Source organism: Curtobacterium sp. PhB115, assembly GCF_003752025.1.
Lineage (GTDB): Bacteria > Actinomycetota > Actinomycetes > Actinomycetales > Microbacteriaceae > Curtobacterium.
Genome location: NZ_RJKR01000009.1, coordinates 192,178 through 212,229 on the forward strand (window position 1 = coordinate 192,178; position 20,052 = coordinate 212,229).

Below are 20,052 nucleotides of genomic sequence, written 5' to 3' on the forward strand. Positions count from 1 at the left end.
GACCGTCAGAGGTCGGCGTGCAGCTGCCAGACCTCGGCCGCGGAGTCGGACCAGTCGTACATGCGTGCGCGGTCCGGCCCCGCCACGGCCAGCTGTGCCGCGAGGTGCGGGTCGTTGACCACCTGGTAGACCGCCTGCGCGATCCGCTCGGGGTAGGACTCGCTCGGACCACGGGCGACGGTCACCCCGGCGTCCGAGGCGACCTCGGCCACGGCGGGGTCGTCGGAGTGGATCACCGGGGTACCGAAGCTCATCGCCTCGATCACGGGGAGTCCGAAGCCCTCGGCCAGGCTCGGGAACACGAACACCGTCGCTCGGTCGTACGCCACGGCGAGGTCTGCGTCGTCGACCCGTCCGAGCAGCTTCACCCGGTCGCGGGCGAGCCCGGCGCGCTCGGCGGTGCCGTACACGTCGACGTCGCCCCAGCCGTCCGGGCCGGAGATGACGAGCGGGATGTCGGCGGGCGCGTCGGGGTGCGCCATCGCCTCGATCAGGGCGGAGAGGGCCTTGCGGGGTTCGAGGGTGCCGACCGCCAGCACGTACCGCTCGGGCAGTCCGAGGCGCTCGGCGCGCAGGTCGGCGTCGACGGGCAGTCGGAGCCGCCCGCTCGGCGCGCCGCCGATGACCCGGAGCCGGTCGTCGAACCGGTGGATCTCGTTCAGGGCGCTCGCGACCGCGTGGGTGGGCACCACGACGGCGTCCGCGTGCTTCCACGCACGCTTCACCATCGCCTTGTGGAAGTGGACGCCGCGCGTGGTCAGGGTCTCGGGGTTGGTCCACGGCACCGTGTCGTGCACGGTGACCACGGTCTGCCGGCCCGGGTCCTGGAACCGGTCGTGCTTCACCAGCGGCGCCAGGACGCTCGGCGCGTGCACCATGCCCTTCGCGATGCCGCCGACGAACCCGCCCTGCCACGCGAGCGAGAGCTCACGGCGCGGCAGTGGCAGACGCTGCAGGTCGGACAGGCCGGGGAGCAGGGTGCGCAGGTGGGACATCTCGTCCGAGCCCACGGCGGAGACCACACCGGCGACGTCGCAGCCGCTCGGCGCGTTCAGGACGAGGTGCCGGGTGAGTTCCTCGGCGTAGCGTCCGATGCCGCCGGGGACCGGGGCGACGACCTGGTCGACGAGGACGTGGAGGGTCGTCATGGTGCTGGTCTCCTCGTCGTGTTCAGGGGATCGTGGTCCGGTCCGGCGTCCGGCTGCCCGACACTACCAGGGCGAGTGAGCAGCCCCCTGGGGGCGTGACGGGAGGCCCGGATCACGTTCGCGACGTCGGGAACGTGATCCGGGCCTCCAGGCCGAGAGCCGTGCCTACGCGGTCAACGCGCCAGCAGCCACGGCGGCGCGCAGCGCGTCGCGCCAGTCGCGCATCGGCGCGAGTCCGGCACGCGACCAGCCGTCGTGACCGAGGACGCTGTACGCCGGGCGCGGCGCCGGGCGGACGAACGCGGCGCTGTCCGTGGGCAGCACCCGCTCGGGGTCGAGCCCGAGCTCGGTGTAGATGGCGCGGGTGAAGTCGAACCACGACCCCTGCCCGGCGTTGGTGCCGTGGTAGACGCCCGCGGGGGCGTCGCCGTCGACGAGCTCGACGATCCGTGCGGCGAGGTCCCCGGTCCACGTCGGCTGGCCGACCTGGTCGGTGACGACGCTGACGGTGTCGTGCGAACCGGCCAGCCGGAGCATCGTCGCGGCGAAGTTCGGGCCGTGCGCGCCGTAGATCCAGGCGGTGCGGACGACGTACGACGAGTCCGGTGCGATCTCGCGCACGAACGCCTCGCCTGCGGCCTTCGTGCGGCCGTAGGCGTTGATCGGGTCGGTCGGGGCGTCCTCGGCGTACGGGGCGGTGCCGTTGCCGTCGAAGACGTAGTCCGTCGACACGGTGACGAGCTTCGCACCGTGGCGGACAGCGGCCTCGGCCAGGAGCTTCGGGCCGGTCGCGTTCACGGCGAAGGCGTCGTCCTCGTGGCCTTCCGCGTCGTCGACCTTCGTGTACGCGGCGGAGTTGATGACGACGTCGTGCCCGGCGACGGCGGCGTCCACCGCGGCCGGGTCGGTGATGTCGAGTTCGGCGCGGGAGAGCGCGGTGACGTCACGACCGGCGAGTGCGGCCTGCAGGTCACGGCCGAGCATGCCGGCGGCGCCGGTGATCAGGTACTTGGTCACGGTCGACCGCTCAGCTCAGGGCCGCGCGCTGCTTGAGCGGCTCCCACCACGAACGGTTGTCGCGGTACCACTGCACGACGTCGGCCAGGCCCTGCTCGAACGGGACCTGCGGCTCGTAGCCGAGCTCGGCCCGGATCTTCGAGATGTCGACCGAGTAGCGCAGGTCGTGTCCCAGCCGGTCGGCGACGCGGTCGACGTACGACCAGTCCTTGCCGGTGGCGTCGAGGAGCAGCTGCGTGAGCTCCTTGTTGGTGAGCTCGGTGCCGCCGCCGATGTTGTAGATCTCGCCGGCGCGGCCACGGGTCAGCACCATCGCGATGCCGCGGGTGTGGTCGTCGACGTGCAGCCAGTCGCGGATGTTGTTGCCCTCGCCGTACAGCGGGACGTGCACGTCGTCGATCAGGTTCGTGACGAAGAGCGGGATGACCTTCTCGGGGAAGTGGTACGGCCCGTAGTTGTTCGAGCAGCGCGTGATCGAGAGGTTCAGCCCGTGCGTGCGGTGGTAGCTGCGGGCGAGCAGGTCGCTGCCGGCCTTCGACGCCGAGTACGGCGAGTTCGGCTCGAGCGGTCGCTCCTCGTCCCACGAGCCCTCGCTGATGGAGCCGTAGACCTCGTCGGTGGAGACGTGCACGAAGCGCTCGGTGCCGTGGCGGAGCGCGGCGTCGAGCAGGCGCTGGGTGCCGACGACGTTCGTCTCGACGAAGATGCCGGAGTCGCGGACCGAACGGTCGACGTGGGACTCGGCGGCGAAGTGCACGATCGCGTCGACGGTCGGGACGACCTCGTCGAGCTTCGCGGCGTCGCGGATGTCGCCGTGCACGAAGGTGTAGCGGGGGGAGTCGGCGACGGGGGCGAGGTTCGCCTCGTTGCCCGAGTACGTCAGCGCGTCGTAGACGACGACCTCTGCGCCCTCGAGGCCGGGGTACGCGTCCTCCAGGGTGCGGCGGACGAAGTTCGAGCCGATGAAGCCGGCCCCTCCGGTGACGAGGATCTTCACGAGGTCTCTTTCCTGACGGTCGGTTCGTGGGTCGGCGGCGATTCTAGCGGGCCGTCGTCGGGGTGGGCGCCGGGGTGGGCGGCCGTGGCGGTGGCCGTGGTGGTGGTGGTCGCGGTCGGCGCCGGGGTCGGGGCCGGGTTCGTTGTCGTCGTTGTCGTCGTGGTCGTCTTTGTCGTCGTTGTCGTCGTGTCCGTCGCGCGCCACAGCAGCACGACGGTGGTGACCGCGGCGAGGACGAAGACTCCGAGGGCGAGCGCGATCGGGTAGGGCCCCGTCAACGCCCCGCCGGCCATCGCGGAGATCCCGCCGTAGGTGACGCGGAACTGGCTGCTCTCCCACGCGCCCCGGTAGGTCAGCCCGACGCCGTACGTCGCGATCGCGAACGAGACGACGGCGGCGACCCTGGCCAGGCGACGCCGCAGCTCCGGGCGGACGATGAGCGCGTGCCAGGCGACGGCCTGCGCGAGCACGAGGGCCACGACCGCCACGAACAGGAACCGGCCCTGCAGCCCGTTGCCCTGGTGGGTGCCGAGGTAGTTCCGCCAGTTGTACGCGAGCGTCGCGGCGAGCACGAGCGCCGGCCAGACCAGCACGACGGTGCTGACACGGCGGGCCTGCGTGCGGCGGGCGTAAGACCAGCCGATGACCACGAGCGCGACGATCGCGAGGGCGTCGATGACCGTCGGCGGCAGCGGCCACTGGTCCGCGCCGAAGTCGCCGAAGAACGAGGCGGTGAGCCCGTCCCACTGTCGACCGGCGAAGGCTCCCGGGTTCGCTCCGCCCGCCGGGTAGGGCTGCACGGTGGTGACGGCACGCAGAGCATCGGGCACGAGGGTCCCGCTCACCAGGAGGGTGCGGACCCACCACCAGCCGGAGACCGCGGCGGCGGCGACGACCACGACGCCGGCGTGCAGGAGCCGCTGCCCCCGCGGTCGAGCGGTGCCGACGGTGCCACCGGTGCCGTCGGTGCTGTCGGTGCTGTCGGTTCCGTCGGTTCCGTCGGTGGCGTCGGTGCCGACGGTCCGGTGTCTTCCGCGTCCGGGCAGCAGCAGGACCAGCACGGCGAACGGCACCGCGAGCAGCCCGACCGCGTTCAGGGCGGCGAGCCCGGTCACCGCGACGGCCAGGAACACCGTGGTCCACCAGGACCGGTCGCCGGTGAGCACCCGGGTGGACGCCCACACGAGCACCGCGCCGAGCAGGATCACCGGGGCCCACACGGTCACGCCGGAGGCGACCTGGGCGAGCTGCGGCACGGCGAAGAGCAGGAGCGGGGCGACGAGCGCGGTCTTCGGGGACCGCGTGACGCGGCGGACGGTCGCCCAGACGAGCACCGGCAGTGCGGTGACGAGCAGGACGTCGAACACGCGGAGGACGAGGATCGAGGTCGCCCAGTCGTGCGCGCCGAACCGGATCAGGCGGAGGATCCCGGCGGCCACGAGCCAGTAGGTCGGCGGGTTCTGCGACATCGGGTCGATCGCGGGGGAGTCGCCCGGGACCGCGGCGAGCAGGGCGTCCACGGTGGTGCGGTCGACGGCGGGCACCGGGTGCTCGACGATCTGCCGGATCGCGGCGAGGTAGTGCATGTCGCCGGCGTGGGGCCAGCCGAGGCCGAGCGCGAGGCGGAAGGCAGCGTCGACGTGGGCCGGTTCGTCCGGCGCGCCGAAGGCCGGGGTGACGAGGGCGAAGGTGAGCAGGAGGAAGAGCCAGGCGACGGTGGTCGTACCGAGCAGCAGCCGTTCGGCCCGGCCGACGCGGGGGCGGGCGGCGGGTGCCCGGCCCGCGAGTGGCCGGGTCACGCGGCGACCTCCGTCCGGCGCATGAAGCGCACCAGCAGCACCGCGGTGCCGATCAGCGCGACCGCGGCGATCGCTGCGAGGGTGAAGTTCGCGCCGGCCGACAGCAGTCCGACCCGGTCGAACCGCGTCACCATGGCGTCGTCGATCCAGAACGCCGCGTCCTGCCCGAAGGCCCGGAGCGCGTACACGACGCCGTAGAGCCCCATCGCCATCGCCGCGATCGAGATGCCGATCGCCAACCGGGTCGCCCCGGCCGCCGTCACGGTGACCCGGCGCCAGGCCAGTGCGCTCAGCGCGATGAGGGCGACGAGCGTCGGGTAGTAGTAGCGGCCCTGGGTGCCGGCGACGATGGTGTTCCGCACGTACCCGCCCCAGCCGCTCTGCATGTGCAACGCGATGAGGATGACGGGGAACGACGCCAACACGATGGCCGGTCGGAGCGACGGCCCGCGACGGAACGCCCAGATGACGATCCCGGCGAGGCAGACCACCGTCAGTCCGTCGATGAGGACCTGCGCGATCTGGAACTGCGTCAGCCCGCCGACGCTGCCCCAGAACGTGCGGGTGACGCCGTTCCAGTAGTCACGGAGGAAGACCTCCGGGTTCGCCGAGGTCCCCTCGGGGAACGGCTTCGGCGGTCGGGCGTACGCGGCCAGGCCGTCGGGCTGGATCTCGTGGTACACGAGGATGTTCCGGAGCCACCACCAGCCGCCCACGACGGCGGCGAGGCCGAGCGTCCACAGGGTCCTGAGCACGTTCCGCCACAGGGTGGCACGGGCGAACCCGGCCGTCATCACCGCGATGCCCACGAACGGGATCGCGGGCAGGGCCGTGCCCTTGACCAGGAGCATCACGCCGAGCACGAGGCCGATCCAGAGCGTCGTGCGGACGCGCAGGTCGCCGGTGAGCAGCCGGACGACCAGGTACACCAGCGTCGCGGCGAGGGGCAGCATGAGCGCGTCGTTCGTGACCGACGCCCCGATCGATGCGACCTCGGGCACGCCGACGATGACGGCCCCACCGATCAGGGCAGCACGTGGCGACCCCGTCAGCCGTCGCACCGTGGCCCACGCCAGGAACGGCAGCGGCAGCACCAGGAGGGCGTCGAAGAGCCGCAGGACCAGCACGGCGTGGTCCCAGCGGAGGTCCTCGAAGTGCACCAGGTGGAGCACACCCGCGGCCAGTGCGTAGTAGGTCGGCGGGTGCTGCGACATCTGGTCGATGCTCGTCGGGGCGAGCCCGGGGTGCTTCCGGAGCAGTTCGCCCCAGGTCAGGTGGTCCGCGGCGGGCTCACTGAGGTTGGCGGCCAGCGACGCGTTGGTGGCGTTCAGGTAGTGCAACTGGCCGGGTGCGGCCCACGCGTCACCGATCGCCAGGTGCACGACGGCGTCGACGTGCGTCGGCTCGTCCGGGGCCTTGTACGTGGTCGTGACCACGGCCCAGACCGCGAGCACCGCCGCGAACGCGATCGTCAGGGCGATGACGACGATGCGCTCGGCCCGGCCGACGCGCGGCCGGACCACTCCTGTGCGCGAGACGGCCGGTGCCGTCTCAGTCGCCATACCGCTGCAGTTTCTGCAGGTCGAGCTGCTCCTCGGCCAGCGTGCGGTTGAGGCGGGTGAGGTCGGCGACGACGCCGATCACGATGGAGAGGAGCGCCGTGATCAGGAGGACCACGCCGAGGATGATCGACTGCAGGTGGTTGCCGCCGGTGTCCATGGCCAGCAGGACCAGGTAGCGGACCAGGGGCCAGAGCCCGAGCGCACCGAGGACCACGCTGACCCAGGCGAACAGTGCCATCGGTCGGTACATGAGGTAGACGCGGGCGATCGCCGAGCCGGACTCGAACATGTGCTGGAAGATGTTGTTGAAGAGCCGGGACTCGCGGGTCTTCGGGTTCGTGGTGATCGGCACCGACGCGATCGCCAGGCGCTTGTAGCCGGCCTGCACGATGGTCTCCATGCAGTAGCTGAAGCGCGTCACGATGTTCAGCCGGATCAGCGAGTACTTCGAGTACGCGCGGAACCCGCTCGCGGCGTCGGGCAGGTCGAGGCCGGCGGCGCGGCTGGCGACCCAGGAACCGAAGCGCTGCATGAGCTTCTTGAAGCCGGAGAAGTGCTCGATCGTGCGCGTCTGCCGGTCGCCGATGACGATCTCGGCTTCCTTCCGGAGGATCGGCTGGACGAGCTCGGCGATCTGTGCCTGCGGGTACTGGTTGTCACCGTCGGTGTTGACGACGATGTCGGCACCGTGCAGCAGGGCGTAGTCGACGCCGTCGCGGAACGACCGGGCGAGCCCCATGTTCGTGGTGTGGTGCACGAAGTGCTTGACGCCGTGCTCCTTGGCGACCTCGACCGTGCGGTCGGTGCTGCCGTCGTTGATCACCAGGATCTCGATCTCGTCGATGCCGTCGATCTCTCGCGGGATCGAGTCGATGACGCTGGCGAGGGTGTTCTCCTCGTTGAGGCAGGGGATCTGGACGAATAGCTTCACGGGCTCGCTTTGTCTCTGGTTTCGGGGGTCGGCGATGCGCAGAACCATGACAGCCTATGCGAACTCGCGCCTTGCTAGGCTTCCCCGGTGCAGATCCGCGAACTGAAGATCCCCGGCGCGTGGGAGTTCACGCCCGTCCAGCACGGCGACGCACGAGGAGCATTCCTCGAGGCGTACCGCGCCGACGTCCTCGAAGAGACGGTCGGGCACCCGCTGGACCTCCGCCAGGTGAACATGTCGATCTCGTCGGCCGGCGTCGCGCGGGGCATCCACTACGCCCTCGTCGCCCCGAGCCAGGCGAAGTACGTCACCGCCGTCCGCGGGGCGTTCATCGACTACATCGTCGACATCCGCGTCGGGTCGCCGACGTTCGGGCAGTGGGACTCGGTCCGGATCGACGACGTCGACCGCAAGGCCGTCTACCTGTCCGAGGGCCTCGGCCACGCGATCGTCGCGCTCGAGGACCAGTCGACCGTGAACTACCTCGTCAGCGCCCACTACGACCCCGAGCGTGAGAAGGGGATCACCATCCTCGACCCGACCGTGGGGCTCGAGCTGCCGGACGGCATCGGAGAGCCGGTGCTCTCCGAGAAGGACACGACCGCGCCGACGCTCGAGGAAGCCGCCGCCGCAGGGCTGCTGCCGACGTACGAGGAGTGCGTCGCGTACACCGAGTCCCTCCGCACGAAGAAGTAAGGACGGTCCGATGAAGGGCATCATCCTCGCCGGTGGATCCGGCACGCGCCTCTGGCCGATCACCAAGGGCATCAGCAAGCAGCTCATGCCGATCTACGACAAGCCGATGGTCTACTACCCGCTGTCGACGCTCATGATGGCCGGCATCCGCGAGGTCCTCGTGATCACGACGCCGGAGTACAACGAGCAGTTCAAGGCCCTGCTCGGCGACGGCTCGGCCTTCGGCATGGAGATCCAGTACGCCGTGCAGCCCTCCCCGGACGGCCTCGCGCAGGCCTTCGTCATCGGCGAGGACTTCATCGGCGACGACAGCGTCGCGCTCGTCCTCGGCGACAACATCTTCCACGGCACCGGCCTCGGCACGAACCTGCGGAAGAACACCGACGTGCAGGGCGCCACGATCTTCGCCTACCACGTGGCCGACCCGAAGGCCTACGGCGTCGTGGAGTTCGACGACGACTTCACCGCGGTCTCCATCGAGGAGAAGCCGGCAGAGCCGAAGTCGAACTACGCCGTCCCCGGCCTGTACTTCTACGACAACAAGGTCATCGAGATCGCGAAGACGATCGAGCCGAGCGCCCGTGGCGAGCTCGAGATCTCGACGGTCAACGAGCGCTACCTCGAGGCTGGCGAACTCGGCGTCCAGGTCCTCGACCGTGGCACCGCGTGGCTCGACACCGGCACGTTCGAGTCGATGATGCAGGCCTCCGAGTACGTGAAGGTCATCGAGGACCGCCAGGGCTTCAAGATCGGCTGCATCGAGGAGATCGCCTGGCGGAACGGCTGGATCGACGACGCGCAGCTCGCCGAGCTCGCCGCACCGCTCGTCAAGGGCGGGTACGGCGTCTACCTCCAGCGACTCCTCGGCGTCTAGACGCACCGTGGCGTCCGGTCCTGGCTGGTTCGGCCGTCGCCGTCGTCGCGATGCGACGGCCTCCGGCCACCCCGGCCTGGAGGCCCGACACGCGTCCGACACGGACGGCTCGGCCGAGCGGGTGGCCGGGTTGCCGGACCCCCTGCCGCTCCTCGACCGAGCGGTGACGGTGCTGCTCGTCAGCCGTTCGGACCGGTACGCGGCACTCCCGGCGATGGTCGTCGCGGCTCGGGTCGCGTTCGGTCCCGAGGTCGACGTCCGCGCGGTCGGCTACGTCGCCGACGCCTCACCCCGCGACCGCCAGCAGCGCGGCGTGCCGTGGGTGCGGGAGGACCCGGTCGACGGCATCGGTTCCGCGATCAACGCCGGGGTCGCCGCCGGGGTGGGGCGGGTACTGGTGGTGGTCGACTCGACCGTCGGGGTCACCGATCAGGACCTCCAGGTCCTCGTGCCCGCCGGCCGGGAGCGCGTGGCGCAGGCCCGGGTCTGGACGTCTGACGGAGGGGTCCGGCACGGGGTCCGCCTGCTCCGGCCGGGAGCCCTGCCGTGGACCGACGACGGCGCGCAGCAGCAGCGACCGCAGCTCGCGACCCGGGCGGACGTCGCCGACGCCGTCTCGGAGACCCGCCTCGCCGAGGGGATCGGCGTCGTGCCGGTCTTCGCGGCGGACCAACCCGTGTTGTCGATGCCGGGCGCGGCGCTGGTACCGGCACCGTGCCTCCCGGACGAACGCATGACGCTGACGGCCTGGACCCGGGCGGTCGCCGACCGGACCGGGAACGACCCGGTCGTGACCTGGGCGGTCGAGCGTTCCGCCGAGGCGGGCCGCACGGTCGACGCGGCGACCGTCGACGCGTTCACCGCCTGGCGTGACCGAGCGTCGGACGCGTCCGGCTCGGCGGTGGCCGCTGGTCCGCCGCTGCCGCCGTGGGGTGCGCGACCCGTGACGCCGGTCCCTGCCGTGGCGCGCGACGAAGACCGTGGCCTGACCTGGTCGTTGAAGATCGCGGCTCCCGCCGGGGCCGAGGGCGACGGCTGGGGGGACGTGCACTTCGCGGCGGAACTGGCCGGGGCCCTGGAGCGCCTCGGGCAGCACGTCAGCATCGACCGCCGTGACGCCCACGTGCGGGACGACGACGACGCCGCCGACGACGTGACGCTCGTGATCCGCGGACTCGACCGGGTACCGCCGAACCCGGCGTCGGTGAACCTGCTCTGGGTGATCAGCCACCCCGACGACGTGACCGACACCGAGCTGCGGTCGTTCGACGTGGCGTTCGCCGCCGGTCCGGTGTGGGCCGACGCGGCCGCTGCCCGGTCCGGGGTGCCGGTGCGCACCCTGCTGCAGGCGACGGACCCGGCGGTGTTCCGTCCCGCGTCGCTCGACCCGGGCGCTCCGGATGCCGGGCACGTGGTGTTCGTCGGGTCGACGCGCGGCGCAGCTCGCCCGGTCGTGACCGACGCGGTGGCACTCGGGGCGGACCTGCGGGTACACGGACCGGGGTGGCGGGGAGTCGTCCCCGACGCAGCGCTCGGCGCACCGTCGCTCAGCCGGGCCGAGGTCGCGCGGTCCTACGCCTCTGCCCGCGTGGTCCTCAACGACCACTGGGCGGACATGGCGGCCGGCGGGTTCGTGTCCAACCGGGTGTTCGACGTGCTGGCGTCCGGGGGAGTCGTCGTGACGGACGAGGTCGCGGGGCTGGCCGAGGTGCTCGACATCCCGACCCTGGCGGTCGCTCGGTCACGTGACGAGCTCGCCGCGCTCCTCGACCCGTCGTACGCCTGGCCGACTGCTGCCGAGCGGGCCGCGGTCGCCGAGCACGTCGCCGCCGAGCACTCCTTCGACGCCCGTGCCCGGGTGCTGCTCGAGGCAGCCCGCGCCGAGCGCGCCCGCCTGCGGCCGTAGGGGGAGCGCGGCGCCGGTGCGGCGCCTGCGCTGCGCGCTTCTGCTGCGCACTTGCGCGCACGTGCGTGGGGAGTGGTGCGGAACCGGTCGATCCCGGACCGCGCCCCGTCACGGTCGTTGCGCCCCGGTGAGTCGGGGCGCGGAGACCGTACCGGGGCGCGCGAGCGGGGACTCGGCCGCTCCGCGGCGTCCGCGCGGCGCGCGTCGCCTGCGCGTCGCCTGCGCGTCCGCGCGCACGGGGAGCTGTGCGGAACCGGTCGATCCCGGACTGCGCCCCGTCACGGTCGTTGCGCCCCGGTGAGTCGGGGCGCGGAGACCGTGCCGGGGCGCGCGAGCGGGGACCCGGCCGCTCCGCGGCGTCCGCGCGGCGCACGTTCGCGCCGCCGGCGCCCCCGGGCGCGGGCTACTTGCGCGTGACCCAGCGGGCTCGGACGGACAGGCCGGCGTGCAGCACCACGCGGAGCGGCCAGAGCCACCACGCCCGGTACTTCCGCGACAGGAAGCGGTACGCGCTGCGGTGGTGCTCGATCTCCATGCGACGCCGGTTCGACGACGTCGAGTGCGCCCCGGTGTGCGTGACCACCGACGTCGGCACGTACACGTTCGCCCGACCCGCCCGACCGACGCGCTGCCCGAGGTCGACGTCCTCGAAGTACATGAAGTACGACTCGTCGAACCCGCCGAGTTCGCGGAACAACGACGTCCGGATGAGGAAGCACGCGCCGGAGAGCCAGCCGGCCTCGCGCTCGACGACCTGCGTCGTGGACCAGTACCGCTGGCTCCACGGGTTCGCCGGCCAGAAGCGGGAGAACGCCGCGTGGCCGAGGCCGGTCCGGAGCGAGGGGAGCTGTCGGGCGGACGGGTAGGTCTCGCCCTGGTCGTCGAGGATCCGGGGTCCGAACGAGCCGCCGTCCGGAAGGCGGTCGGCCGCGGCGACGAGGGCGTCGATCGACCCCTCGCCGAGCACGACGTCGGGGTTCGTGACGAGCAGGAACTCCGGGCGGACGTCGGGCAGGACGTCGTCGAGGGCGCTCAGCGCCGCGTCGATCCCGCCGCCGTACCCACGGTTGCCGCCGGAGGACACCACGACGGCGCCGTAGGACTCACCGATCGCCCGCAGCTGGTCGAGGTCCGACGAGCCGTTGTCCGCGATGACGACGGCGACGGGGTCCTTCGACGCTCCGGCGACGCTCGCCAGGAACGGCCGGATGGTCTCGCCGGTGTTGTAGGTGACCGTGAGCACCGCGACGCGGATCACCGTGCGCCCCCGGACGTGCCTGCGCCGGCCCCGGCACGGGCCACGTCGGAGTACGCGGCGACGTGCACGGCCGCGGTCGCCTGCCAGGTGAACGACGCGGCACGCGCCAGCGCCGCAGCACGGTGCGAGGCCACGAGCGACGGATCGTCGAGCAGTGCCGTCATCGCGGCCGTGAGCGCCGGAGCCGACGGCTCGGAGTAGACCGCGGCGTCGCCGCCGACCTCGGGCAGCGACAGCCGCCGGGTGGTCAGGACGCAGGCGCCGGAGGCCATCGCCTCGACCACGGGCAGCCCGAAGCCCTCGCCGAGCGACGGGTAGACGACGAACTCCGCACCGCCGAGGTACCCGGACAGGTCCTCGAGGGGCAGGTAGCCGGCCTCGATCACGTGGTCGGTCGGCTGCAGGGCGTCGAGCCGCTCGATCGCCGACTGGTCCCAGCCGCGGGCCCCGGACAGCACGAGCCACGGGGTCTCCGAGCCGCCGTCCGACCCAGCGGCCGACCCAGCGGCCGACCCGGCAGCCGCACGCGCGGCCCGCACCGCGGCGTACGCGTCGAGCAACGCGGTGACGTTCTTCCTCGGTTCGATGGTGCCGAGGAACGCGATCCACGGAGCACCCTCGGGCAGCGTGGCCGCGATGCGGGCGTCCTCGACCTCGGCGGTGCTCGGCTCGTGGAACACGGCGCGGTCGACACCGAGCGGAGCGACCCGGACGTCGGCCCGGATACCGCTGACGACCCGGGCAGCCTCGGTCGCGGTGGCCGCGCTCGGCACGATCACGACGGGCCGGGAGCGCAGGGACCGTCGGCTCCACCACGTGAAGAACGTGCGCTTCAGGCGGGAGTGCCACTCCGGGTTGGAGAAGAACGTGGCGTCGTGCAGTGTGACGACGGACCCGCCGCGCCAGCCGAAGGGGAACGTGTAGTGCGGGGAGTGCAGGACCCGTGCGCCGAGTCGGCGGCCGAGTGCGGGCAGCCCCGTCTGCTCCCACAGGAACCGGAGCGGCACGGAGTCGGTCCAGCGCGGCGCGGTGTGCACGGTCGCGTGCGGCGCGACGGCGGCGAAGTGTGCAGCGTGCACGGGGCGGACGACCAGGTGGACGTCGAGCGTCGGGTCGGTGAGGTGCGACACGACCCCCTCGACGTAGCGGCCGACACCACCGAGGTTCTCCGGTACCGCGGTCCCGTCGACGAGGACGGTGAGCTGCGGCACGCGTGGGTCCTTCCGAGCGGGGACGCCGCGGTCGGGACCGTCGGCGGGGGTGTGAGCGGGGGAGTGACCAGGATAGCCCGCTGCGCTCATGCGCCCGGGTCCACACGACGGCGCGGGACGGACGCGCGCTGTGATTCGCGGCGTCGGCGCGCGAGGTGGACCGGCAGGGTCCGCGCGACGTCACCGAACGCTGCCAGGACGAGCCGCGCCTCCCGGCGGGTGGATCCGGCGCCCAGGCCACGGAGGCCACGGAAGAGGGTCCGGGCGCTCGCCCGCAGGACGGTGCCCCACGGCGCGTGCCAGAGCGCGACGACCATCCGGTTGCGGGCGTTGCGGAAGACGAACAGGTCGCTCTGCACGCCGGACGATGCGGAGTGGTCGTGCTCGACCACGGCGTCCGACGCGTGTTCGACCCGCCATCCGCGACGGCGGAGGCGCCAGGCGAGCTCGGTGTCCTCGTAGTACATGAAGAGCGACTCGTCGAGCAACCCGACGTCGTCGAGCGCGCTCCGACGCAGTGCGGACGCGCCGCCGGAGAACCCGAACACGTCGACGCCGGCGACCCGGTCGACGGGCGCGAACCAGTCGCGGTCCATGCCGTTGCCGTCGCGGTCGACGAGGACGCCGGTCGAGTTGAGGCGGACCTCGCCGTCCGCCGACGGCGTCCAGGCGCGGCCGCCGTGGTCGCGCAGCACGCGCTGGTCGGGTGCTGGGACCACACCTGCCGGGAGGCCCGTCCAGCGTCCGGCGAGCACGATGCGGCCCGTCACCGCCGCGACCTCGGGCGCCGCTCGCGTCAGGTGGTCGCGGAGCGCCCGGACGAAGCCCGGCGCGGGGACCGCGTCGTTGTTGAGCAGGACGACGACGTCGGCGTGCGCGTGCCGGATGCCGGCGTTCGCCCCGGCGGCGAACCCGCCGTTGTGCTCACGCGCGATGACCGTCGCGCCGGGCAGGGCACGACGGAGGACCGCGACGGAGTCGTCGGAGGACCCGTTGTCGACCACGACGACCTCGTCCGCGGTGCCCTCGGCGAGCACGGCCCGGACGGCGGCGGTCGTCAGGTCGGCGCGCTCCCAGTTGACGACGACGACCGCGGTGCGCGGGGCCTCGCTGGTCGCGGCCCCGGTGTCGCCGTCGGTCGGGCTCAGTCCAGCTCCTCGATCGAGGGCTGCGCGTAGACGGTGCCGACGGCGTTCTCGAACGCCGGGACCTCGAACGAGTCGCACTCCGGCATGTCGTGCAGGTGGCGTCCGGCGGAGTCCATCATCGACACGTTGATGAAGTACTTGCCGGTGCCGAACGCGGTGTCGGCGATGCGGAGGCGGAGCTTCCGGCGACCGTGCAGGGGCTTGAGTTCGAGGCCCATGATGCCCGTGGTGGTGCCGTAGACGACCTGGCCGGAGGCGTTGTTGATCTGCAGCGCGGCCTCCCAGTCGGAGATGCCGTCGAGGTGCTCGAACTCCATGTCCACGACGAGGTCGTCACCGGGCATGACCTCGGCGCGGGGTGCCTTGCCGTCGACGTGGACGCTGGCGCCGAGGACCTTGCCGCGGCCGACGGCCACGTCGGTGCTGAGTTCGCCGAGCCGGCGTTCCTCGAGGACCTCGCGGAACATGCTCACCGCGGCCACCGGGTCGCCGTCGTGCAGGACCTTGCCCTTGTTGAGCAGGACCACGCGGTCGCACATCTCCTGCACCTGGCTGAGGGAGTGGGTGACGATGATGATCGTCTTCCCCGCCTCTTGGAAGGTGCGGATGCGGTCGAGGCACTTGCGCTGGAAGGCCTCGTCGCCGACGGCCAGGACCTCGTCGACGAGCAGGACGTCGGGGTCGGTGTGCACGGCGACGGCGAAGGCGAGTCGCACGTACATGCCCGATGAGTAGAACTTCACCTGGGTGTCGATGAAGTCGCCGATGCCGGAGAACGCGAGGATGTCGTCGAACTTCTCGTCGGTCTGCTTCCGGCTGAGGCCGAGCAGGCTCGCGTTGAGGTAGACGTTCTCGCGGCCGGACAGGTCGGGGTGGAAGCCGGCGCCGAGCTCGAGCAGGGCAGCCAGACGACCACGGCGGGCGACCGTGCCGGACGTCGGCTGGATGATCCCGCCGATGGCCTTGAGCAGGGTGGACTTGCCGGAACCGTTCTGACCGATGAGTCCGACCGTGGAACCGGCCTGGATCGAGACGGTGACGTCGTCGAGGGCCCAGAAGTCCTGGCGGTGCTTCCGGCCGGCGCGGCCGAGCGTCACGATGCGCTCGCGGAGCGTGTTGTCCTTGCGGACGGTGAAGCGCTTCCGGACGTGGTCGATGACGATGACGTCGGGGCGCTCGGTGTCGTCCGCTGCGGTCGTCGGGGCGACGGGGGTGCTGATGGCCATGGTCTACAGCTCCTGCGCGAAGTTGCCCTGCAGACGGGAGAACACCCGCTGCGCGCCGATCAGGCAGACGACGCCGATCACGAACGCGATGCCGAGCCGGAGCATCAGGTGGTCCGGGTACTCGACCGGGGTCGGGTGCAGCCAGATCGCGTTCTGCAGGCCCAGCACCGACAGGGTCAGCGGGTTGTTCGTGTAGACGGCCAGGAGCCACCCGGCGTGCAGCTCCTTGATGACCATGGAGTACGAGTAGACGATCGGCGAGGCCCAGAGCAGCACCATGAGTCCGACGTCGATGACGAACTGCACGTCGCGCAGGTAGACGTTCAGCGCCGAGAGCACCAGGCCGATGGCGGCGCCGTAGACCAGGATCACGGCGAGCGACGGGATGAGGTAGACGAGTCCCTCGTGCCAGGGGAACACCCCGATGACGACGGTCGCTGCGAGCAGGATCGCGAACTGGATCGTGAAGTTCACCAGGGCTGCGCCGACGCTCGCGAGCGGGAAGACCTCGCGCGGGACGTAGACCTTCTTGATCAGCCCGGAGTTGCCGACGATCGATCCGGTGGACCCAGCGACGATCTCGCTGAAGAGCGTGTACGCGGTCAGCCCGGTGAAGACGTAGATCGCGAAGTTGTCGATGCCGTGGGCGGCGCCGAGGACCTGTCCGATGACGAAGTAGTAGATCATCAGCTGGGTCAGCGGGCGCACCAGCGTCCACACGAACCCGAGGGCGGAGTCCTTGTACCGCGCCTTCAGGTCGCGCCGGACGAGCATGCCGAGCATCTCGCGCTGACGGAACACGTCGCGCAGCTCGCGCCAGGTTCCTCGGAAGGCACTCGTCGGAGCGCCGATCACGACGAGGGGCTCCTTCGCGAGCGACGCCATGCGGGCTTGATCGACCATGTGTCTCTTCGTTCGTGGGGGCAGGACCGGAACAGCATACTCACCGCGACCCGGAAGAGCCGCTGCCGCTCGGTGGGCTGGACGACGGTCGTCGTGCACCCCGAGCGGGGGTGATTCCGGACCGATCCAACCCTCAACCTTCACTTTCGGGTTACCGTTGACGCAACCCGGACCCTTGTCAACATCCACAGGACGGCCCGTCAGCATGCTCCTCGCATCCAGGCCGATCGCTGCGTTCGCGGTGGTCGGTGCCCTCAGTCTCCTCCTGGCCGGTTGTTCCGGTGGTGGCGACGACGCCACCCCGTCGCCGTCGTCCTCCGAGTCCCGCACCCCGAGTGCGACCCCGACCTCCGACGACTCCGCGACCACGGAGCCCACCGACGCAGCGTCGACCGGCACCGGTACCGGCGACGACGGCAGCACCGGCGGTGACGCCACCGACGACCCCACGGGCGACGACACCCCCGGTGCCTTCCCCGGCACCGGATCGACCAACGAGCCGGACACCGACCCCTCGGACTTCCCGGCCACCGCGGTCGTCACCTACGCGGGCTGGGACACCGGCTCGAAGACCCTGCAGGCCGGCGGACTCGTCTCCGGCACCACCGTCGCGACCGGCAAGTGCACGTTCACGGCGAAGAAGGGCGGCGTCACGCGCACCGCCACGAGCGCCGCACAGGCGAGCGCCTCGTCGGTCAACTGCGCACAGGTCGCGTTCCCCGCCACCCAGGTCGGCAGCGGGACCTGGTCCGTGACCCTGACCTACGCCGTCGGCTCGCAGTCGACGACGTCCGAACCGATGCCGGCGGAGGTGCCGTGATGCAGTCCATCCAGACCGATCCGGACCGGCGACGTCGCCGGCCGTTCCGCACGTCCCTCGCGCTCGTCGCGGCGCTCGCCGTCGCCGTCAGCGGTCTGACCTTCGGGACGATGCTGACCACGACCGAGTCCGCCTCGGCTGCGACCGCCTCGGACTTCGACCCGGGCAACATCATCAGCGACGCGAACTTCTACAACGGCTCCGCGATGAGCGCCGCCGCCGTGCAGTCCTTCCTGGGGAGCGTCGCCCCGAACTGCAAGAAGGCCTCGGGTGGCCCCGCCTGCCTCAAGGACTTCTCGCAGAAGATGAGCGCGATCAGCGCCGTCTCCGGTCGGTGCAGCGCGATCGCCGGCGGCACGAAGTCCGCGGCGACGATGATCGCCCAGGTCGGTGCCGCGTGCGGCATCAGCCAGAAGGTGCTCCTCGTCCTGCTGCAGAAGGAGCAGGGGATCGTCACGACGTCCTCGCCGACGTCGTACATGTACCTGCACGCCACCGGCTTCGCGTGCCCCGACACGGCACCGTGCGACCCGGCGTACTACGGCTTCGGCCAACAGGTCTACGCCGCCGCGCTGCAGTTCAAGCGCTACCAGGCGTCCCCGACCTCGTGGGCGTACCAGGCCGGCCGGAACAACTCGATCCTGCTGAACCCGAACGCCGCCTGCGGCCGGAAGACCGTCTACATCCAGAACCAGGCGACGGCCGGACTGTACATCTACACCCCGTACACGCCGAACACCGCCGCGATGTCGAACCTCTACGGCACCGGTGACAGCTGCTCCGCGTACGGCAACCGCAACTTCTGGCGCATGTACACCGACTGGTTCGGCTCGGCGACCGGCAACGGCAGCCCCACCGGCAACGTCGACGCGGTCACCGCGACCTCGCCCTCGTCGATCACCGTCACCGGCTGGGCAGTCGACCCCGACACCACGAACGCACTGCGCGTCGCCTTCTACGTCGACGGCGCCGGCGCGAAGACGGTCACCGCGAACAAGACCAGGAGCGACCTGGCCGGGTCCCTCGGCTCGGGCAACACGGCGCACGGCTTCGCGACCGAGCTGACCGGGCTGTCCCTCGGGGCGCACTCCGTCTGCACCTACGCCATCAACCAGGGCAAGGGCGCGAACACGCTGCTCGGCTGTTACACCCGCACCATCACGAGCGCGGCACCGAAGGGCGTCCTGGACAGCGTCACCGGTGGCGTCGGCACGATCACGGCGAGCGGGTGGGTCCTCGACCCCGACTCGGCGAAGCCGGCACCGTGGAAGATCCTCGTCGACGGTGTGAGCAAGGCGACCGGCACGGCCGACCGCACCCGCACCGACGTCGCGAAGGTCTACTCGGGCGTCGGGAGCACCCTCGGGTTCTCGAAGACGATCGGCGGCATCACGCCGGGTACCCGGGCCGTGACGCTCTACACGATGGACAAGCCGGGCACGAAGTACGTCAAGGTCGCGTCGAAGTCCGTCTTCGTCGACGCCCCGACGACCGGCAAGACCGGCAAGACCGGTGCCCTCCGCGGGTCGTACGACTCCGTCACCGGCGGCGTCGGCACGGCGACCGTCCGCGGCTGGGCCATCGACCCGGACGTCTGGGACCCGGTCAAGTACAAGATCCACGTCGACGGCGTCAGCACGAACAGCGGCAGCGCGGACGCGACCCGCACCGACGTCGAGGCGCAGCACCCGACCTGGGGCTCGGACGTCGGGCTCACGCTCCGGCTCACCGGCTTGCAGGCCGGCAAGCACACCGTCCGGGTCTACTTCCAGGAGCTGCCGAGCGGCAAGTACGTCAGCTTCGGCACGAAGACCGTCACCGTCACGGCGGCGTCGACGACCGACCCGTCGGCCCCCGGCGGCACCACCGGCAAGACCGGCAAGACGGGTGCCGTCACGGGTGCCTACGAGTCGGTCACCGGTGGCGTGCACAAGGCGACCGTCCGCGGCTGGGCGATCGACCCCGACGTGTGGGACCCGGTCGCCTACAAGATCCACGTCGACGGTGTCGCGATCGACCCGGGCGTCGCGAACGCGAAGCGCACCGACGTCGAGGCAGTGCACCCCTCGTGGGGCTCCGACGTCGGCCTGTCGCTCGAGCTCACCGGCCTGAGCACCGGCACCCACACGGTGCGGGTCTACTTCCAGGACCTGCCGAGCGGGACGTACAAGAGCTTCGGCACGAAGTCCGTCACGGTCACCGACCCGCCGACGACCGGCAAGACCGGCAGCACGGGTTCGGTCAAGGGTGCGTTCGAGTCGGTCACCGGCGGCAAGGGGACCATCGTCGCCCGTGGCTGGGCGGTCGACCCCGACGTCTGGGACCCGGTCAAGTACAAGATCCACCTGGACGGCGTCGCGATCACCCCCGGCACCGTGAACTCGGCGCGGACCGACGTGCAGAAGGTCTACCCGGACTGGGGTTCGGACGTGGGGCTGTACCGGAAGCTGACCGGTCTGAAGGCCGGCAAGCACACCGTCCGCATCTACTACCAGGACCTGCCGAGCGGGACGTACAAGAGCTTCGGGACCAAGACGGTGACCGTGCAGTAGACGG

At 71.4% G+C, this 20,052-nt stretch carries 16 protein-coding genes; 5 read left to right on the forward strand and 11 right to left on the reverse strand.

What is annotated here, in order from left to right; genetic code table 11:
- Positions 1-5 precede the first annotated feature (5 nt).
- The 6 genes from EDF19_RS13840 to EDF19_RS13865 form a co-directional block, all read right to left on the reverse strand.
- Positions 6-1,148, reverse strand: a complete 1,143-nt coding sequence (locus EDF19_RS13840; RefSeq protein WP_123681453.1) for a glycosyltransferase family 1 protein — start codon at positions 1,146-1,148, stop codon at positions 6-8.
- A 165-nt stretch (positions 1,149-1,313) separates the two neighbouring features.
- Positions 1,314-2,165 (reverse strand): dTDP-4-dehydrorhamnose reductase, encoded by an 852-nt coding sequence (gene rfbD / locus EDF19_RS13845; RefSeq protein ID WP_123681454.1) that lies wholly within the window; start codon positions 2,163-2,165, stop codon positions 1,314-1,316.
- 10 nt (positions 2,166-2,175) lie between these two features.
- Positions 2,176-3,162, reverse strand: coding sequence for a dTDP-glucose 4,6-dehydratase (gene rfbB / locus EDF19_RS13850; protein ID WP_123681455.1), 987 nt, complete (start codon positions 3,160-3,162; stop codon positions 2,176-2,178).
- Positions 3,159-4,961, reverse strand: a complete 1,803-nt coding sequence (locus tag EDF19_RS13855; RefSeq protein WP_123681456.1) for a glycosyltransferase family 39 protein — start codon at positions 4,959-4,961, stop codon at positions 3,159-3,161. Before EDF19_RS13855 ends, rfbB begins: the two co-directional genes overlap by 4 nt.
- Positions 4,958-6,523, reverse strand: a complete 1,566-nt coding sequence (locus EDF19_RS13860) for a DUF2142 domain-containing protein (RefSeq protein ID WP_123681457.1) — start codon at positions 6,521-6,523, stop codon at positions 4,958-4,960. Before EDF19_RS13860 ends, EDF19_RS13855 begins: the two co-directional genes overlap by 4 nt.
- Complete coding sequence (locus EDF19_RS13865) at positions 6,513-7,454, reverse strand: glycosyltransferase family 2 protein (protein ID WP_123681458.1); 942 nt, start codon at positions 7,452-7,454, stop codon at positions 6,513-6,515. Before EDF19_RS13865 ends, EDF19_RS13860 begins: the two co-directional genes overlap by 11 nt.
- An 87-nt stretch (positions 7,455-7,541) precedes the next feature.
- Here EDF19_RS13865 and EDF19_RS13870 point away from each other — a divergent pair, with 87 nt between their 5' ends.
- Genes EDF19_RS13870 through EDF19_RS13880 form a run of 3 tightly spaced genes read left to right on the forward strand, consistent with a single transcriptional unit; the run spans position 7,542 to position 10,930 of the window.
- Positions 7,542-8,150 (forward strand): dTDP-4-dehydrorhamnose 3,5-epimerase family protein, encoded by a 609-nt coding sequence (locus EDF19_RS13870; protein ID WP_123681459.1) that lies wholly within the window; start codon positions 7,542-7,544, stop codon positions 8,148-8,150.
- Positions 8,151-8,160: 10 nt separating this feature from the next.
- Positions 8,161-9,024: a glucose-1-phosphate thymidylyltransferase RfbA gene (gene rfbA, locus EDF19_RS13875; protein ID WP_123681460.1), complete on the forward strand. Its 864-nt coding sequence runs from the start codon at positions 8,161-8,163 to the stop codon at positions 9,022-9,024.
- Between the two features lie 7 nt (positions 9,025-9,031).
- A complete protein-coding gene (locus EDF19_RS13880) occupies positions 9,032-10,930 on the forward strand; it encodes a glycosyltransferase (protein ID WP_123681461.1) in 1,899 nt (632 codons plus the stop codon).
- Positions 10,931-11,333: 403 nt separating this feature from the next.
- Here the strand turns inward: EDF19_RS13880 and EDF19_RS13885 are convergent, their stop codons facing one another.
- The 5 genes from EDF19_RS13885 to EDF19_RS13905 all read right to left on the reverse strand — a co-directional run bounded on the left by EDF19_RS13885 (position 11,334) and on the right by EDF19_RS13905 (position 16,676).
- Positions 11,334-12,188 (reverse strand): glycosyltransferase family 2 protein, encoded by an 855-nt coding sequence (locus EDF19_RS13885; RefSeq protein WP_123681462.1) that lies wholly within the window; start codon positions 12,186-12,188, stop codon positions 11,334-11,336.
- Positions 12,185-13,399, reverse strand: a complete 1,215-nt coding sequence (locus EDF19_RS13890) for a glycosyltransferase family 1 protein (protein WP_221180674.1) — start codon at positions 13,397-13,399, stop codon at positions 12,185-12,187. The genes EDF19_RS13885 and EDF19_RS13890 overlap by 4 nt, the downstream gene beginning before the upstream one ends.
- An 86-nt stretch (positions 13,400-13,485) precedes the next feature.
- Entirely contained in the window at positions 13,486-14,625 is a 1,140-nt protein-coding gene (locus EDF19_RS13895; RefSeq protein WP_123681464.1) for a glycosyltransferase family 2 protein, read from the reverse strand.
- Complete coding sequence (locus EDF19_RS13900) at positions 14,544-15,773, reverse strand: ABC transporter ATP-binding protein (RefSeq protein ID WP_123681465.1); 1,230 nt, start codon at positions 15,771-15,773, stop codon at positions 14,544-14,546. Before EDF19_RS13900 ends, EDF19_RS13895 begins: the two co-directional genes overlap by 82 nt.
- A 3-nt stretch (positions 15,774-15,776) precedes the next feature.
- Positions 15,777-16,676: an ABC transporter permease gene (locus EDF19_RS13905; RefSeq protein WP_123681466.1), complete on the reverse strand. Its 900-nt coding sequence runs from the start codon at positions 16,674-16,676 to the stop codon at positions 15,777-15,779.
- A 205-nt stretch (positions 16,677-16,881) separates the two neighbouring features.
- On the opposite strand from EDF19_RS13905, the gene EDF19_RS13910 reads away from it, so the two are divergent.
- Positions 16,882-17,496, forward strand: coding sequence for a hypothetical protein (locus EDF19_RS13910; protein WP_123681467.1), 615 nt, complete (start codon positions 16,882-16,884; stop codon positions 17,494-17,496).
- The gene (locus EDF19_RS13915; RefSeq protein WP_123681468.1) at positions 17,496-20,048 is read left to right on the forward strand and encodes a hypothetical protein; all 2,553 of its coding nucleotides are present in this window, start codon (positions 17,496-17,498) and stop codon (positions 20,046-20,048) included. Before EDF19_RS13910 ends, EDF19_RS13915 begins: the two co-directional genes overlap by 1 nt.
- Positions 20,049-20,052 lie beyond the last annotated feature (4 nt).

What these genes read in the sequence shown, in the direction of transcription:
- EDF19_RS13900 (WP_123681465.1), bottom strand. Translation starts at nt 15,773, where the DNA reads ATGGCCATCAGCACCCCCGTCGCCCCGACGACCGCAGCGGACGACACC.
- EDF19_RS13910 (WP_123681467.1), top strand. Translation starts at nt 16,882, where the DNA reads ATGCTCCTCGCATCCAGGCCGATCGCTGCGTTCGCGGTGGTCGGTGCC.
- EDF19_RS13905 (WP_123681466.1), bottom strand. Translation starts at nt 16,676, where the DNA reads ATGGTCGATCAAGCCCGCATGGCGTCGCTCGCGAAGGAGCCCCTCGTC.
- EDF19_RS13840 (WP_123681453.1), bottom strand. Translation starts at nt 1,148, where the DNA reads ATGACGACCCTCCACGTCCTCGTCGACCAGGTCGTCGCCCCGGTCCCC.
- EDF19_RS13860 (WP_123681457.1), bottom strand. Translation starts at nt 6,523, where the DNA reads ATGGCGACTGAGACGGCACCGGCCGTCTCGCGCACAGGAGTGGTCCGG.
- EDF19_RS13915 (WP_123681468.1), top strand. Translation starts at nt 17,496, where the DNA reads ATGCAGTCCATCCAGACCGATCCGGACCGGCGACGTCGCCGGCCGTTC.
- rfbA (WP_123681460.1), top strand. Translation starts at nt 8,161, where the DNA reads ATGAAGGGCATCATCCTCGCCGGTGGATCCGGCACGCGCCTCTGGCCG.